The organism is Dactylosporangium aurantiacum (genome assembly GCF_000716715.1).
Lineage (GTDB): Bacteria > Actinomycetota > Actinomycetes > Mycobacteriales > Micromonosporaceae > Dactylosporangium > Dactylosporangium aurantiacum.
Genome location: NZ_JNYJ01000004.1, coordinates 161711 through 176063, shown reverse-complemented (window position 1 = coordinate 176063; position 14353 = coordinate 161711). Strand labels below are relative to the sequence as shown.

At 74.0% G+C, this 14353-nt stretch carries 10 protein-coding genes; 6 read left to right on the top strand and 4 right to left on the bottom strand.

Annotated elements, in window-relative coordinates; genetic code table 11:
• Positions 1-96: 96 nt before the first annotated feature.
• Together OP18_RS05485 and OP18_RS52065 are read right to left on the bottom strand one after the other, a co-directional pair.
• Entirely contained in the window at positions 97-516 is a 420-nt protein-coding gene (locus OP18_RS05485; protein ID WP_033357615.1) for a roadblock/LC7 domain-containing protein, read from the bottom strand.
• Entirely contained in the window at positions 513-3728 is a 3216-nt protein-coding gene (locus tag OP18_RS52065; RefSeq protein WP_156089314.1) for a nitrate- and nitrite sensing domain-containing protein, read from the bottom strand. The genes OP18_RS05485 and OP18_RS52065 overlap by 4 nt, the downstream gene beginning before the upstream one ends.
• A 247-nt stretch (positions 3729-3975) precedes the next feature.
• Here OP18_RS52065 and OP18_RS05475 point away from each other — a divergent pair, with 247 nt between their 5' ends.
• Complete coding sequence (locus tag OP18_RS05475; protein ID WP_162189746.1) at positions 3976-5205, top strand: ABC transporter substrate-binding protein; 1230 nt, start codon at positions 3976-3978, stop codon at positions 5203-5205.
• Here the strand turns inward: OP18_RS05475 and OP18_RS05470 are convergent.
• Positions 5195-6469, bottom strand: a complete 1275-nt coding sequence (locus OP18_RS05470; protein WP_033357613.1) for a hypothetical protein — start codon at positions 6467-6469, stop codon at positions 5195-5197. The genes OP18_RS05475 and OP18_RS05470 overlap by 11 nt on opposite strands.
• Positions 6470-6585: 116 nt before the next feature.
• Here OP18_RS05470 and OP18_RS05465 point away from each other — a divergent pair, with 116 nt between their 5' ends.
• The 5 genes from OP18_RS05465 to OP18_RS05445 all read left to right on the top strand — a co-directional run bounded on the left by OP18_RS05465 (position 6586) and on the right by OP18_RS05445 (position 12840).
• Entirely contained in the window at positions 6586-8268 is a 1683-nt protein-coding gene (locus OP18_RS05465; RefSeq protein WP_052386265.1) for an FAD-dependent oxidoreductase, read from the top strand.
• 38 nt (positions 8269-8306) lie between these two features.
• A complete protein-coding gene (gene guaA / locus OP18_RS05460; RefSeq protein WP_033357612.1) occupies positions 8307-9860 on the top strand; it encodes a glutamine-hydrolyzing GMP synthase in 1554 nt (517 codons plus the stop codon).
• Positions 9861-9921: 61 nt separating this feature from the next.
• Positions 9922-10857: an NUDIX domain-containing protein gene (locus OP18_RS05455; protein ID WP_033357611.1), complete on the top strand. Its 936-nt coding sequence runs from the start codon at positions 9922-9924 to the stop codon at positions 10855-10857.
• Positions 10858-10861: 4 nt separating this feature from the next.
• A complete protein-coding gene (locus OP18_RS62455; protein WP_081970395.1) occupies positions 10862-11590 on the top strand; it encodes an NUDIX hydrolase in 729 nt (242 codons plus the stop codon).
• 290 nt (positions 11591-11880) lie between these two features.
• Entirely contained in the window at positions 11881-12840 is a 960-nt protein-coding gene (locus tag OP18_RS05445; RefSeq protein ID WP_033357739.1) for a CDP-alcohol phosphatidyltransferase family protein, read from the top strand.
• Between the two features lie 185 nt (positions 12841-13025).
• On the opposite strand, the gene OP18_RS05440 is transcribed toward OP18_RS05445, so the two are convergent.
• On the bottom strand, positions 13026-14312 hold the full coding sequence (locus OP18_RS05440) for a phosphatidylserine decarboxylase (RefSeq protein WP_033357610.1): 1287 nt from the start codon (positions 14310-14312) through the stop codon (positions 13026-13028).
• Positions 14313-14353: the final 41 nt, after the last annotated feature.

The following is a 14353-nucleotide window of genomic DNA, read 5'->3' as shown; positions in this document are numbered from 1 at the left end:
CGGCCGGTTCGTTCGCTCCACCCGGAGGCATCGCGGTCCACGGCGCCCGGTCGGCGGCGCCGGGCGGTGCGGAGGGCTGGCCGGGGCGGTGCCGGGTCAGCGGGGGAGGGCCTGCTGGAGCTCGGCGCGCAGCGCGGGGGTCAGCATCTCACCGGCCTGCTTCGCCAGGCGGGCCATCTCGTAGCCGACGACGCCGATGTCGGCCTCGCGGCCGGCGAGGGTGGCGAGGATCGAGCCGTCGCGGATCGTCATGACCAGGAAGAAGCCCTGGCCCATCTCGACCACGGTCTGCTTGACCTCGTCGCCGTCGAAGATGCGGGCGGCCCCGCTGGTGACGCTGACCAGCCCCGACGTCACGGCGGCCAGCTGGTCGGCGCTGTCGCGGGGCAGATGGTCGGAGACCGCGACCAGCAGGCCGTCGGACGACACCACCACCGCGTGCGCGATGCCCGGCACCCGTTCGGTGAAGGCGTTGATCAACCAGCTCAGGTCCCGTGCTTGTTGGCTCAGGGTCACGCCGTGCTCCCTCGATGATCGTTGATCGGCACCGTGGGTACCTCATCTTCATTCGCGGCCCGGTGCACGCCACTGTAGAACCGGGTGAGCATGCTGCTGACGCTCGCGGGGTCCGGCTCGGTGTGCGACGACACCATGATCGGTTGCGTCGCTTCCGGCACGCCCCCCTGCCCGGTGTCCCCCGGCAACTGTGCCAGCGGCACCCGGATCGGCAGGCCGCTGGCGCTGGTGCCCGCGGTCACCGGGGTGCGCTGGGCCGGGACCGCCGGTGCGGCCGAGGCGGGCGCGTCGCCCGCGCCGGCCTTCGACCACCAGCGGGTGCCCTTCGCCGGCGGTGCGGCGTTGCCCCGCGCCGCCGCGCCGATGATGTCCTCGGCCCGGCTGGGCCCACGCCGCGCCGGCGTCCCGGCGGGGCCGCCGTTCGACGACCGCTGCGCCGGCGGCCCGGAAGCGGGCGCGGCAGGCGCGCCGGCCGGAACCCCCGAGACAGGAACCCCGGCACCCGACACTGGCACCCCCGACACGGGCGCCCCGGACACCGGCACCCCAGCGCCGGCGGCACCGGGGACCCCAGCGCCGGCAGCGCCGGGCCCGCCGGAAGCGCCGGCGACACCCGGGACGGCGGTGCCGGCGCCGTTGGTGGCGCCCGGACCAGCCGCCACGGGCACACCCGACACGGGCACGCCGCGCATCGGTCCACCGGACACGGGCATGCCTGACACCGGTACACCTGACACGGGCACAGCGGAGACGGGCGCCCCGGACACGGGACCGCCCGACACCGGCGCCCCGGACACGGGCACCCCGGTCACCGGAGCCCCGGACACCGGCATGCCGGGCACGGGCACGGGCACGGGCACGGGCACGGGCGGCTGGGTGTCGCCGGAAACGTCCTGACCCGCAAAGCCGTTGCCGTTGGCGGCCACCGCGTCGGAGCCGGCCTGCGCGGACGAGGCGACCGGCCAGGTCATCGTGGCCGCCGGCACCGAGGGCAGCGGCGGCGCCGCGACCGCCGGCACGTCCTCCTCGACGGGGGCGCCCGGCCGGCCGGGCAGCGCGGGCAGCACCGCCGTCGGCGCGTCCTCGGCCGAGATCACCGCGGGGCCGGGGCGGGCGTCGGCCTCGGCGGTGATCGGCAGGCGGGACATGCCGGCGACCCGGTTGCCGCTGCCGTGGTAGAGCCCGGCGCCCTCGGGCGGGGCCGCGAGCAGCCGCGCCGGCAGGGTCACGTACGCGGTGACGCCCTCGTCGCTGGCGTCGAGCCGGACCTGGACACCGTGCCGTGCGGCGAGGTGGCCGACCACGACGAGGCCCATCCGCTCGGACGCGGCCACGTCGATGGCGATCGGGGCGGAGACGCGGTCGTTGGCGTCGACGAGGCCGGACTCGGTCATGCCGAGGCCGCGGTCCTCGATGACGATCGTGGCTTCCTTGGTCTGCTTCGAGGGCCAGCCGGAGACGGTGACGACCGTGTCCGGCGGCGAGAACGTCGTGGCGTTCTCCAGCAGCTCGGCGAGCAGGTGGACGATGTCGGAGACGGCGTGCCCGACCACGAACACGTCGGTGGCGACGTCGTGGCGGATGCGCGCGTACTGCTCGATCTCCGCCATCGCGGCGAGCGTCACCGCGGACAGCGACACCGGCTGCGCCCACCGCCGGGTCGCCTCGCTGCCGGCGAGGACGAGGAGGTTCTCGTCGTTGCGCCGCATGCGGGTGGCGAGGTGGTCGAGGCGGAACAGGTTCGCCAGCTGGTCAGGGTCGGTCTCGGCGGACTCCAGCTGGTCGAGCAGCTGCAGCTGGCGCTCGACGAGGGTCTGCGAGCGGCGGGCCAGGTTGACGAACATCGAGTTGACGTTGCGCCGCATGACGGCCTGCTCGACGGCGAGGCTGACCGCGCTGCGGTGCACGGCGGTGAACGCGTCGGCGACCTCACCGATCTCGTCGGTGGATCTGACCCTGGTGGTGGTGTCGACGGTGACCGTCTCGCCCCGGGGCAGCGTCCGCAGCCGCTGGATGGCCTCGGGGAGGCGGTGCTGCGCCACGTCGAGCGCCTGGGCCCGCAGCTGCCGCAGCGAGCGCGCCATCGACCGGCCGATGAGCCAGGACAGCAGCAGCGCGACGAGCATGACCAGCACGATCGCCGAGGTGGCCAGGATGGCGTCGGTGCGCTGCGCGGCGCTGCGGTTGGCGGCGCCCTCGATCGCGTCCTCGAGCAGCTCCTGCTCGATGGTGCGGATGTAGTCCAGCTCGCTGGTGCTGGCCAGCCACCACTCCTCGGGGGTCACGCCGACGGCGGCACCCTGGGCGCGGGAGATGACCTGCTGCTGGAGCCGGGCGACGGTGCCGACGGCGGTCTGGCGCAGGTTGCGGTCGTACAGGGCGAGGTGCCGCGGGCTGGCGGAGCCGCGGAACCGCTCGACGGCCGCGACGTGGCGGGCCTGGATCTCGGAGAACGTCGCGAAGTCGTCGGGGGCGAACTTGCCCGCGCTCGCGGCCGCGAAGATCCGCCCGCGCAGCTGGTCCTTGAGCTCCTTGGCCTGGGCGAGGTCCATCAGCGAGGAGACCTCGTCGACGGACTGCGAGTCACCGCCGATGTCGGGCCGGTCGGGCACCAGGTCGAAGAGGTGCTGGATGGTGGAGGAGTACTGGTCGAAGACCGCCTCCTCGCGCAGCCACCGCTGTTTCACGCCCTCGCGGACCAGGTACAGGTCCTGGAAGTCGGCGCTGACCCGGTTCTGCGACTGGTTGAAGATCGGGTTGGTCAGCAGCGGGCGGGCGGCCTTGGAGAACGCGGCCAGGGCCGCGTCCGTGGCGGCGTAGTTGGCCGACAGTTCCTGATTGCTCGAAGTCGATCCACTCGTCGCCGGGACGGTGGTCGACTTGGCGAGAACTCCGGCCGTTCGGTCCCTTTCCAGCTGCAAATAGTGGATGAGGTTGGTCAATTGGCGACCGACCTTGACCCCTTGGGCGAATTGGTCGAGCTTGGAGGCGTCCTGCACGGAGGCGTTGATCTGGACGCCGGCGATGACGAGGAAGGCGACCGCGGGCAGCACGAGGACGGCGGCGAGCTTCGTGGGCACGCGCCAGTCGCGGACGCGCAACAGCGACGCGCTGCGTCGCTGCGGCTCCCCTGGCCTGCGCCGCCGGTGGCTGTTCACCTTCATGACGACGGCAGGAGCCCTCGATGAAGGTGGCGAAGCGAAGGTCTGCACCCCTCACACCTTTCGCATGCGTCATCGCGCCGCCTCAGCAGCGTGCGAGCCTTATCAAACCAGGGTTGTGACATCTGTCCAACCACGGCATTGTGGTGCAGGTCACATTAGCTGAAGCACGACCCTTGAGGCTGAGACGGGGGTTGAAACGCATCGACCAGACAGGAAGGATACGGCCGTCCGACCTGCCGCGCGTCCCGAGGAGTCCACTGCCGTGCCCACCCTAGGCCGCCGGCCCGCTGTGGCGGTGTCCGCCGTGGTCGCGGCGCTGCTCCTCCTGACCGCCTGCACGAGCAAGGGCAACCCGGCGCCGAAGGTCCCGGCGACGCTCACCGTCGGGCTGCTCGTCTCCACGACCGGCCCCAACGCCGCGATCGGCCAGCAGGCGCAGCTCGGCGCCAAGCTCGCCGTCGAGATGGTCAACAACGACGTCAAGGATCTGCTGATCAACCTGCCGCTGAGCGCGGGCGCCGGGCTGCGCAACGGCGCGAAGCTCAACCTCGCCGTCGGCAACACCGACAGCGCGCCGGAGAAGGTCGAGAAGGAGGCCTCGCGCCTCGTCGCCGAGGGCGCCGTCGGGCTGGTCCTCGCCGACACCCTCGACGTCGCCGCGCCCGCCGGCCGGGAGACCGACACCATCGGCGTGGCCCTGGTCGACGCGCTGAGCACCGCCGACACGTTCGTCGAGCTCAACCGGTCGGCGCACTTCCGGATCCAGCCGAGCGACCGGCAGATGGTCTCCACCGCGCTCGCGCTGCTCTACCGGCAGCGCGGCACGGAGAACCAGATCCGCCGGATCATCACCGCGTCGGGCAAGGCCAGCGGCGCGACCGGCGACGAGATCGGCAGCGTGCGGGCCTCGATCGAGGACCTCGGCCGCGCCGCCGGGTACGAGACCGGCGGCGCCAAGGAGCAGATCACCCTGGCCGCCGACGGCGCCGGCGACAGCGGCTTCGTCGAGAAGGGCGACGCCGTCCTCGCGGTCGTGACCAACCCGCAGGAGGCCGCCGCGGCCGCGGAGCTCGCCGGCCGGCTCAAGGGCAAGGCGCCGGTCGTCGCGCTCGGCCCCGGCGTCGGCGCGCTCGACGCGATCAAGGGCAACAACCAGGTCCTGCGGGCCAGCGGCTGGTCCGGCGAGTTCGCCGGGCGCAACCCGGTCGCCAGGATCGTCGGCGGCATGTTCGAGCAGGCGTTCAAGACCAAGATGACCGACGTGGCGGCGGCCGCGTTCACCGCGACGATGCTGCTGGCCCTGGCGATGAACTCGGTCACCGAGCTGACCGCGCCGGTGATCCGCAACGCGGTGCAGCAGCTGTCGCTGCCGGCGACCCAGATCGTCATGCCGTGGAACGGGATCCGGTTCGACGGCGGCGGCTACAACCAGCTCGCCGCGGGCGTCGTGGAGCAGCACGTGCCCAACGGGTACCAGGTGATCCACCCGGTCGAGCTGGCCGCGACGCCGACGCTCAGTCTGTAGGGCCGCCGGCGAGCAGCCGGCGCAGCTCGTCGGGGCGCTGGTAGAGGCCGTTGAGGTCGAGCACCTCGCCGTCGGGCGCGACCAGGCGGCGGGCGACCAGCGGGTGCTCGCGCCGCCAGTCCTTGCGCAGCAGGGTGTACTCGACCAGCACCGACAGCAGCACGACACCCATCCACGGCGGCGGGGGCTGATCCTCGCCGCCGCCGGCCGGCTCGCCGCGGCGGGCCCGCTCGACGTCGACCGGGCGGCGCAGCAGCGTGCCGGCGAGCTCGTCGCGGTCGTCGGGGTCGCGGCCGAGGACCGTGCGCACCGCCTCGACGTACTCGCGGGCCTGCCGCTCGACCTCATGGGCGTACACCTCGGTGGGCAGCTCGCCGAAGCGGGTCCAGGCGCCGTCGCCGGCGATGACCTCGGCCGCGAGGGCCTGCTCCTCCTCGGCGGTCAGGTCGTCGAGGGACACCGCGTCGGCGGCCAGGCCGGGCTTCGGCACCCCGCCCAGGGCCCGCAGCTCGGCGGCGAGCCCGGGGTGCCGCCGCGGCACCTCGTCGAGCAGCGCGTCGCCGTGCACCGCGGGCGCGCCCCAGCGGGCCAGCCGCAGCCGCCAGCCCGCGTGCAGGTCCGCGATCCGCACCGGGACGGTGCCGCCGCCGGGCCCGGCGCCGTCGCCGTCCCCCGTGGCGGTGATCAGGTGGCGGCCCTCGGCCTCGGCGAACGCGGCGAACGCCGTGTCGATCGTGGCCGCCCGCAGCAGCGCCGCGGCGGCGTCCTCCACGCCGGACAGCCCGCCGCCGCCCGCGGCGATCGCGGCGGCGTCACGGACCTGCTCGACCGTCACGTGCAGCGGCTCGGTCGCCGCCAGCAGTTTCGCGCCGGCCGCCTCCCGCGCGGTCCCCGGCGGCCCGGCGTCGGCCGCCGTCCGGGCGGCGAGCAGGCCACGGACCAGGTCCACGTGGCGGGTGTCCGGCAGCGCCAGCTCGTGCGCCAGCACGATGCGCAGGTGGTCGGCGGGCAGCCCCCACACCAGCGGCAGGCCGACGCGCAGCACGCCGCCGGTGTACTGGACGGTGCCGGCGCCGGTGAGTGCGACCGCCGCGGGCGGTGGCGCGTCGGCGTACTTGGCCGCCTCGATGACCAGGGAGTGCAGGGCCGCGTGCCGGGCGGCGCTCACGGTGGCGGGACCCGGGCCGCCGGCGCGGGCCGGGCCGGCACCGCGCAGCAGCCGGCGACCACGCCAGGCGGGCAGGCCGCCGGGAAGTCTCGCCATGCGCCTCAGTGTGCCGTACCCGCGACCGGTGTCCGGGGAGGCGCTCCGCGCGGACTGACGCCCGCCGATACGAACTGGGTACTTCCCAGTAACTTACCGGTGAGTCACCATGAGGCGTGCGATATGACGTGGTGGTCATCGGTTCGGGCTTCGGCGGCAGCGTGACCGCGCTCCGCCTGGCCGAGAAGGGCTACTCGGTCGCGGTCCTGGAGGCCGGCCGGCGCTTCGCCGACGACGAGTTCCCCAAGACGTCGTGGGACGCCAGGCGCTTCCTGTGGGCCCCCGCCCTGCGCTGCTTCGGCATCCAGCGGCTGACCCTGCTGCGCAACGTGCTGGTGCTGTCCGGCTCCGGCGTCGGCGGCGGGTCGCTGATCTACGCCAACACCCTCTACCGGCCGCTCGAGCAGTTCTACGACGACCCGCAGTGGCGCGGCATCACCGACTGGCGCGCCGAGCTGGCCCCCTTCTACGACCAGGCCGAACGCATGCTCGGCGTCAGCGTCTACCACCGCATGACCCGCGCCGACGTGGCGGTCAAGGCCGTCGCGGAGAAGATGGGCGTCGGCGACACGTTCCACCAGACCCCCGTCGGCGTCTACTTCGGCCGGCCCGGCGTCGACCCGTACTTCGGCGGCGCCGGACCGCTGCGGCACGGCTGCGAGCACTGCGGCGCGTGCATGACCGGCTGCCGGGTCGGCGCGAAGAACACCCTGGTCAAGAACTACCTGCACCTGGCCGAGCGGCTCGGCGCCGAGGTGCACCAGCTGACCACGGTGGTGTCGGTACGACCGGAGGACGGCGGCTACCGCGTCGACACCCGCGGCACGGGCCGCCGGCGGGACCGCCGCACGTTCCACGCCGCCCAGGTCGTGTTCGCCGCCGGTGCGCTCGGCACCCAGAACCTGCTGCTGCGCATGCGCGCCGACGGGCACCTGCCCGGCCTGTCGGCGAAGGTCGGCACGCTCACCCGCACCAACTCCGAGTCGGTCGTCGGCGCCCGCTCGCTACGCAAGGACGTCGACTTCACCGACGGCGTGGCGATCACCAGCTCGTTCCACCCCGACGCGCACACCCACATCGAGCCGGTCCGCTACGGCCCCGGCTCCAACGCCATGGGCCTGCTGCAGACGGTGCTCACCGACGGCGGCCCGTGGCGGCCGCTGCGCTGGTTCGGCGCGTTCTTCCGGCACCCGATCAAGCACACCCGGGTGCTGTCGGTGCGGCGCTGGTCGCACAAGACGGTGATCGCGCTGGTCATGCAGTCGCTGGACAACTCCCTCAACGTCCGGCTGCGCCGCGGCTGGACCGGCCGGCGCAAGCTCACCACGTCGCAGGGGCACGGCGAGCCGAACCCGACCTGGATCCCGGCCGGCAACCAGGCCGTCCGCCTGCTCGCCGAGGAGATCGGCGGGATGCCCGGCGGCAGCTGGTCGGAGGTCTTCAACATCCCGATCACCGCCCACATCCTGGGCGGCGCGCCGATCGCCGACTCGCCGGAGCGCGGGGTCGTGGACCCGTACCACCGCGTCTACGGCCACCCCGGCCTGCACGTCGTGGACGGCGCGGCGGTGAGCGCCAACCTGGGCGTCAACCCGTCGCTGACCATCACCGCCCAGGCGGAGCGGGCCATGTCCATGTGGCCCAACCTCGGCGAGCCCGACCCGCGCCCGCCGCTCGGCGCCGCCTACCAGCCGGTGGCCCCGGTGCCACCGGTCAACCCCGCGGTGCCGGCCGGCGCACCCGCCGCGCTGCGGCTCACCCCCGTACCCCCGCCGCGAACGCGCGAGGAGGCGCCCTGAGGCGCAGGTCACGTCGGGGCGCCGACTAGGCTCGGGGCATGACCACGCCGCCGCCGGTTCTCGTCGTCGACTTCGGTGCCCAGTACGCGCAGCTCATCGCCCGCCGGGTGCGCGAGGCGCACGTCTACTCCGAGATCGTCCCGCACTCGATGCCGGTGGCGCAGATGCTCGCGAAGCGCCCCGCCGCGATCATCCTGTCCGGCGGTCCCTCGTCCGTGTACGAGGAGGGCGCCCCCCAGGTCGACGCGGAGCTGTTCGGCGCCGGCGTGCCGGTCTTCGGCATCTGCTACGGCTTCCAGGCGATGGCGGTCGCGCTGCGCGGCGAGGCGAGCCACACGGGGCTGCGCGAGTTCGGCGGCACCCCGCTGAGCATCGCCGCGGACGGTGGCGTGCTGCTGCGCGGCCTGCCCGACGCGCAGTCGGTGTGGATGAGTCACGGCGACTGCGTCACCGCCGCCCCGGAGGGCTTCACGGTCACCGCCGGCTCGCCGGCCGCGCCGGTCGCCGCGTTCGAGGACGTCTCCCGCCGCCTCGCCGGGGTCCAGTTCCACCCCGAGGTCGCGCACACCCCGCACGGCCAGGAGGTGCTGCGCCGGTTCCTCTACGACATCGCCGGCATCGAGCCCACCTGGACGTCCAACAACATCATCGAGGAGCAGGTCGAGGCGATCCGGGCCCGTGTGGGCACCAAGCGCGTGCTGTGCGCGCTGTCCGGCGGCGTCGACTCCGCCGTCGCCGCGGCGCTCGTGCACAAGGCCGTCGGCGACCAGCTGACCTGCGTCTTCGTCGACCATGGCCTGCTGCGCGCCGGCGAGGCCGAGCAGGTCGAGAAGGACTACGTCGCCGCGACCGGCATCACGCTGAAGGTCGTCGACGCCTCCGAGCGCTTCCTCGGCGCCCTCGCCGGCGTCACCGACCCGGAGCAGAAGCGCAAGATCGTCGGCCGGGAGTTCATCCGCGTCTTCGAGCAGGCCGCCCGCGAGCTGGAGGCCGAGGAGCACGTCGAGTTCCTCGTGCAGGGCACGCTCTACCCCGACGTGGTCGAGTCCGGCGGCGGCACCGGCACCGCCAACATCAAGTCCCACCACAACGTCGGCGGGCTCCCCGAGGACCTGCAGTTCTCGCTGGTCGAGCCGCTGCGCACGCTCTTCAAGGACGAGGTGCGGGCGATCGGCGCCGCCCTCGGCCTGCCCGAGGAGATCGTCATGCGGCACCCGTTCCCCGGCCCGGGCCTGTCGATCCGGATCATCGGCGCGGTCGACGAGGAGCGCCTCGCCATCCTGCGCGCCGCCGACCTGATCGCCCGCGAGGAGCTGACCGCCGCCGGCCTGGACCGCTCGGTCTGGCAGTTCCCGGTCGTGCTGCTCGCCGACGTGCGCAGCGTCGGCGTCCAGGGCGACGGCCGCACCTACGGTCACCCGATCGTGCTGCGCCCCGTCTCCAGCGACGACGCGATGACCGCCGACTGGTCCCGGCTGCCGCACGAGCTGATCGCCAAGATTTCCACCCGGATAACGAACGAGGTCCGGGAGGTCAACCGCGTGGTCGTGGACGTTACGTCCAAGCCGCCGGGCACCATTGAATGGGAATGAATCACCCTTCACGGGGGCGTCGCCCTTGCCACCGGCCGGAATTGCCGGACAATTTATCGACGTGACTCCTGCGTTACAGCCGCTGCGGCGCATCGCGGCCTACTGCGTCATCGCCGACTCCGACGAGTTCCTCCTGGTCCGGGCCTCGGCGAAGTCCGGCACGCCTGGGGTCTGGTCGCTGCCCGGCGGCGCCGTGGACCACGGTGAGAACCCGGTGGACACCGTCGTGCGGGAGACCGCCGCGGAGACCGGCCTGTCCGTGGCCGTGCTCCGCCTGCGCGACGTCCTGGCCGACATGCGGGCGCTGCCGGACCGCGGCCTGACGATCCACACCGACCGGCTCATCTACGAGGTGTCGGTGCGCGGCGGCGCGCTGCGCGACCGGGTCGGCCAGCCGACGGACCTGGCCCGCTGGGTCACCCGCGAGGAGGCGGAGCAGCTGCCGCTGCGCCGGTTCACCGCCGACGCGCTCGGCCTGCGCGAGGCCGCCGTCGACCTGCGCCCCGACGGCGTGCCCGAGGTGCCGTCCTTCTACGCCGTGCCCGGCCCGGACGGGCTGCACCGCGCCCAGCGCTTCGCGGCGTACGCGGTCTGCACCGACCGGCGCAACCGGGTCCTGCTGACCCGCATCTCCGAGGGGTACCCCGGCGGCGGCTCCTGGCACCTGCCGGGCGGGGGCACCGACTTCGGCGAGCAGCCCGGGGTCGCCCTGATCCGCGAGCTGGCCGAGGAGACCGGGCAGGACGGCCGCATCGTCGAGCTGCTCGGCGTCGCCTCGCACCGCGACGCGGCCCAGCTCGGCCCGGAGGGGTACCCGATCGACTGGCACGGCGTCCGCGCGTTCTACCGGGTCCACGTGGCCCGCTCCAGCCGCCCCGTGATCCACGACGTCGGCGGCTCGACCGCGGAGGCCCGCTGGTTCGACCCCGACGAGCTCGACGAACTGGCATTGACGGAGGTCACCGAGGAGGCGCTGCGCGGGGTAGGCCTACGCTGAGATCATGACCGCATCCCGGATGATCTCCGTCTACGGCCGCCGCCCCGGCGGCACCGACGACATCGGGGGGCCGGTCCGCCACGGCGAGAGCCCCACGACCGCGCTGGTCCGGCACTTCGTCGAGCAGGCGGACCTGTCCGTCGTCGTGCTGTCGGTGCTGGACGTGCACGCCGTCGTCACGCCCGACCTGCACGAGGACCGGGTGATCTTCGAGGTCGCCCCGGCGCCCGGCGCGGCGGTCGGCGACTTCACCGAGCGCGCGGACCCCAACGGTCTGCCGACCGGGCAGCGGTTCGCCGCGTACGGCTTCGTCACCGACCCCGACGAGCGGGTCCTGCTCACCCGGATCGCCACCGGCTATCCCGGCGCCGGCAAGTGGCACCTGCCGGGCGGCGGCACCGACCCCGGCGAGCAGCCCGCCGACGCGCTGCTGCGGGAGCTGTTCGAGGAGACCGGCCAGCGCGGCGAGGTCACCGAGCTGCTCGGCGTCACCCACCGGCGCAACCCCGGCGTCGTCGGCCCCGAGGGCTACCCGATGAACTGGCACGCGGTGCGCGCCCTCTACCGCGTCCTGGTCCCCGAGCCGGGTACACCCACAGTGACCGAGGCGGCCGGCGGCTCGACCGCGGCGGCGGCCTGGTTCACCCGGGCGGAGCTGTCCGGCCTCCAGGTCACCGAGGTCGTCCAGTGGGCCGCCTCACTCCCGCGGCGGGGAAGTGATCGTCATCGTTAAGATAAATTGTAGGTAAATTTAGGACTACGCTGAGTAGTCCGGTGTCACCCCTGGAAGAGCATGTTTCTAGGCTGGTTCCTATCTGAGCCATCGCCAAGCGCGACACGATATGCGATGGTGTAGATCGCGAGGCACTCTCGCGAAGACGGACTAGTCGGGGCAAAACGCCCTGGAATGCGACCGTAGGAACCCCGTTCCTGCATGGAGGATCAGTGCCGAGAGCACCTTGGCAGCGACGACGCACCACGGACAGCCCGCGCCCCGGTGGTGGCAGGCAGTGGGCAGGGCGGCTGCGACGCAGCGGTTCGCTCGCCCGTCAGGTGCTCTTCGCCGGGCGGGTCGGCCGTCGCGGTGACGGCAACGTCGCCGGCGCCACCTCGCTGCTCATGCCCGCGCCGGACGAGACCGACACCCGCCAGGGCCGCGTCCGGCTGCCCCGGCTCCGTATGCGCCGCCGTGACGGACTGTCACGAGACGTCGTGGCCGTCGCGCCGGTCAGCCCGGCCGTGCCGCCGGTCACCACCGCCCCCGACGACGCCCCCGGCTTCAGCATCCCGCTGCTGCCCGGCGAGCGTACCCTCGCCCGGCGCATCCGCTTCGCCCTCGTCAACGCCTGCACGATCAGCAGCCTGCTGCTCGGCCTGTCCGCGATCTTCGTCGCCGTCAACCACGGCGACGTGCGGATCGCGGCCACGCTGCTCATCGCCTGCGTCGTCTTCGACGGCCTCGACGGTTTCCTGGCCCGCCGCCTCGGCGTCGCCAGCCCGTTCGGCGCGCAGATGGACTCCCTGGCCGACATGTGCTCCTTCGGCCTGGCCGCCCCGGTCGTCGTCTACGCGTGGCTCAACGGCTCCGCCCCGGCCGCCGTCCTGATGCCGGCCTGCGCCCTGGTCGCCGCCTGCGCCGCGATCCGCCTGGCCCGCTTCAACGTCTCCCCGAAGGACGGCCGCTTCTTCTGCGGCGTGCCGACCACGATGTGCGCGGCGGTGCTGGCCCTGGCCACCCTCATCGCCCCGGAGATGCCCCCGGCCCTGCGCGTCGCCGGCGTGGCCGTCCTGGGCCTGGCGATGGTGTCCAGCTTCCCCTACGCGAAGCTCGCCCGCCTCGCCAAGCTCCCGCCGTGGCTCTTCGCCCTGCCGGTGGTGGGCGCCCTGGTCGACTTCCGCCTGACGTTCGTCGCGGTGGTGCTCGCGTACCTGGTGAGCGGCCCGATCCTCTGGCTCCGCCAGCGCCGCCACGTCACCGCCTGACCTGCGCCTCCGCTCCACCAGCGCCCCGCACCGGTCCGCCCGGCCGCGGGGCGCTGCCGTGTCCGGCGCGTCCCCGCACCGGGGGAGCGTTCACGCGGGCGACGGCCCCGGGCCGGAAAAGCGCCGGCAGGACCGGGGCACGGCCGCGAACGGCCGGCGCCCGGTCCTGCCGGAGGTGCACCGCGTCAGAGCCAGGTGGCGATGACCGTCGCGCCGCCCACGACACGGTCGCCGGGGGCGACCGCCGGGGTGGCCTTGTCGGCCGGGAGGTACACGTCGGTGCGGGAGCCGAACCGGATCAGGCCGAACCGCTCGCCCTTGGCCAGCAGGGAGCCGACCGGGGCGCGCTGCACGATGCGCCGGGCGATCAGGCCGGTGCGCTGGACGACGGCGACCGGGCCGTGGGCGGTCTCCAGCAGGGTGTACGCCGCGACGTTGTGCTCCGCCTCGGGCTTCATCGCGGCGGCGTAGCCGCCGTCCTCGACGAAGTAGTCGACGACCTTGCCGGCGACGGGGGCGCGGTTGACGTGCACGTCCAGGACGGACAGGAAGACGGCGATGCGGAGGAACTCCATGTCGCCGAAGCGCTTGTCGTGCAGGCGCTCGACGCCGAGGACCTTGCCGTCGCTGGCGGCGACGACGGCGCTGCTGTCCTCGGGGACGTCGCGCTGCGGGTCGCGGAAGAACGCGGCGACCGGGGCGGCGGCGAGCGCCGGGACCAGCCACAGCTTCGACTTCGGGCGGGCGGCCTTGGCCAGGGCGGCCAGGCCGAGGGCGATGCCGGCGGCGGCGACGCCGTTGGAGTCGATGTGCATGCCCCGGGTGAGGGGGACGCTCGACGGGCGCAGGGCCGGCAGCAGGTTGCTCGCCGCGGCGTGGTGGGCCGGGGTGTGCCGCAGCCGGTGCACGCGGACCGGGGGCACGTTGCGCAGGACGAGGTCGCTGCCGACGCCGTACAGGGCGGCCTGGCGCTCGACCTCGTCGGCGGCGCCGTTGGGCAGGCGGGTCGCCGGGACCACGACGGTGAGGACGCCGCCGGCGTTGACCAGCTTGGTGAGGTCGGCGAGGACCGCCCGGGCGTCGTCGGCGCTGCCGGCCAGCGGCTCGGCGAGGATGACCACGTCGGCCGGCTCGGCGTCGGCGAGCGACTCGACGACGCGGGTCCGGTCGGTCACCCAGCGGCCCTGCCGCTCGACGTGCTCCCGCAGCGCCGCGGCCGCCCCGAACCGACCGCCGCCGGCACCGGTGGCACCGCTTGCGGCGGTCGCGACGACGGTCAGCCGGTCCTCGGGCAGCAGCGCGTCGATCGCGGCCGCGAGCGTGGCGGAGCCGGCCGGCGCGCCGACCAGGAGGCCGGTCTTGGGCCCGCCGTGACGGGCGAGCTCGGTGGCGAGGACCCGGGCGGCGCGGTCACCGATCTGGATCGGGCGGCGGGAGACGCCGGACGCGCCGCCAACGGGGAACTGGGTCATGTCTGGGGAGCTCCTCAAGCAACGAGACGAGACGAGACGAC

Coding starts and splice junctions, on each gene's coding strand:
- OP18_RS05440 (WP_033357610.1), bottom strand. CDS start 14,312: ATGACCCAGTTCCCCGTTGGCGGCGCGTCCGGCGTCTCCCGCCGCCCG.
- guaA (WP_033357612.1), top strand. CDS start 8,307: ATGACCACGCCGCCGCCGGTTCTCGTCGTCGACTTCGGTGCCCAGTAC.
- OP18_RS05470 (WP_033357613.1), bottom strand. CDS start 6,469: ATGGCGAGACTTCCCGGCGGCCTGCCCGCCTGGCGTGGTCGCCGGCTG.
- OP18_RS62455 (WP_081970395.1), top strand. CDS start 10,862: ATGACCGCATCCCGGATGATCTCCGTCTACGGCCGCCGCCCCGGCGGC.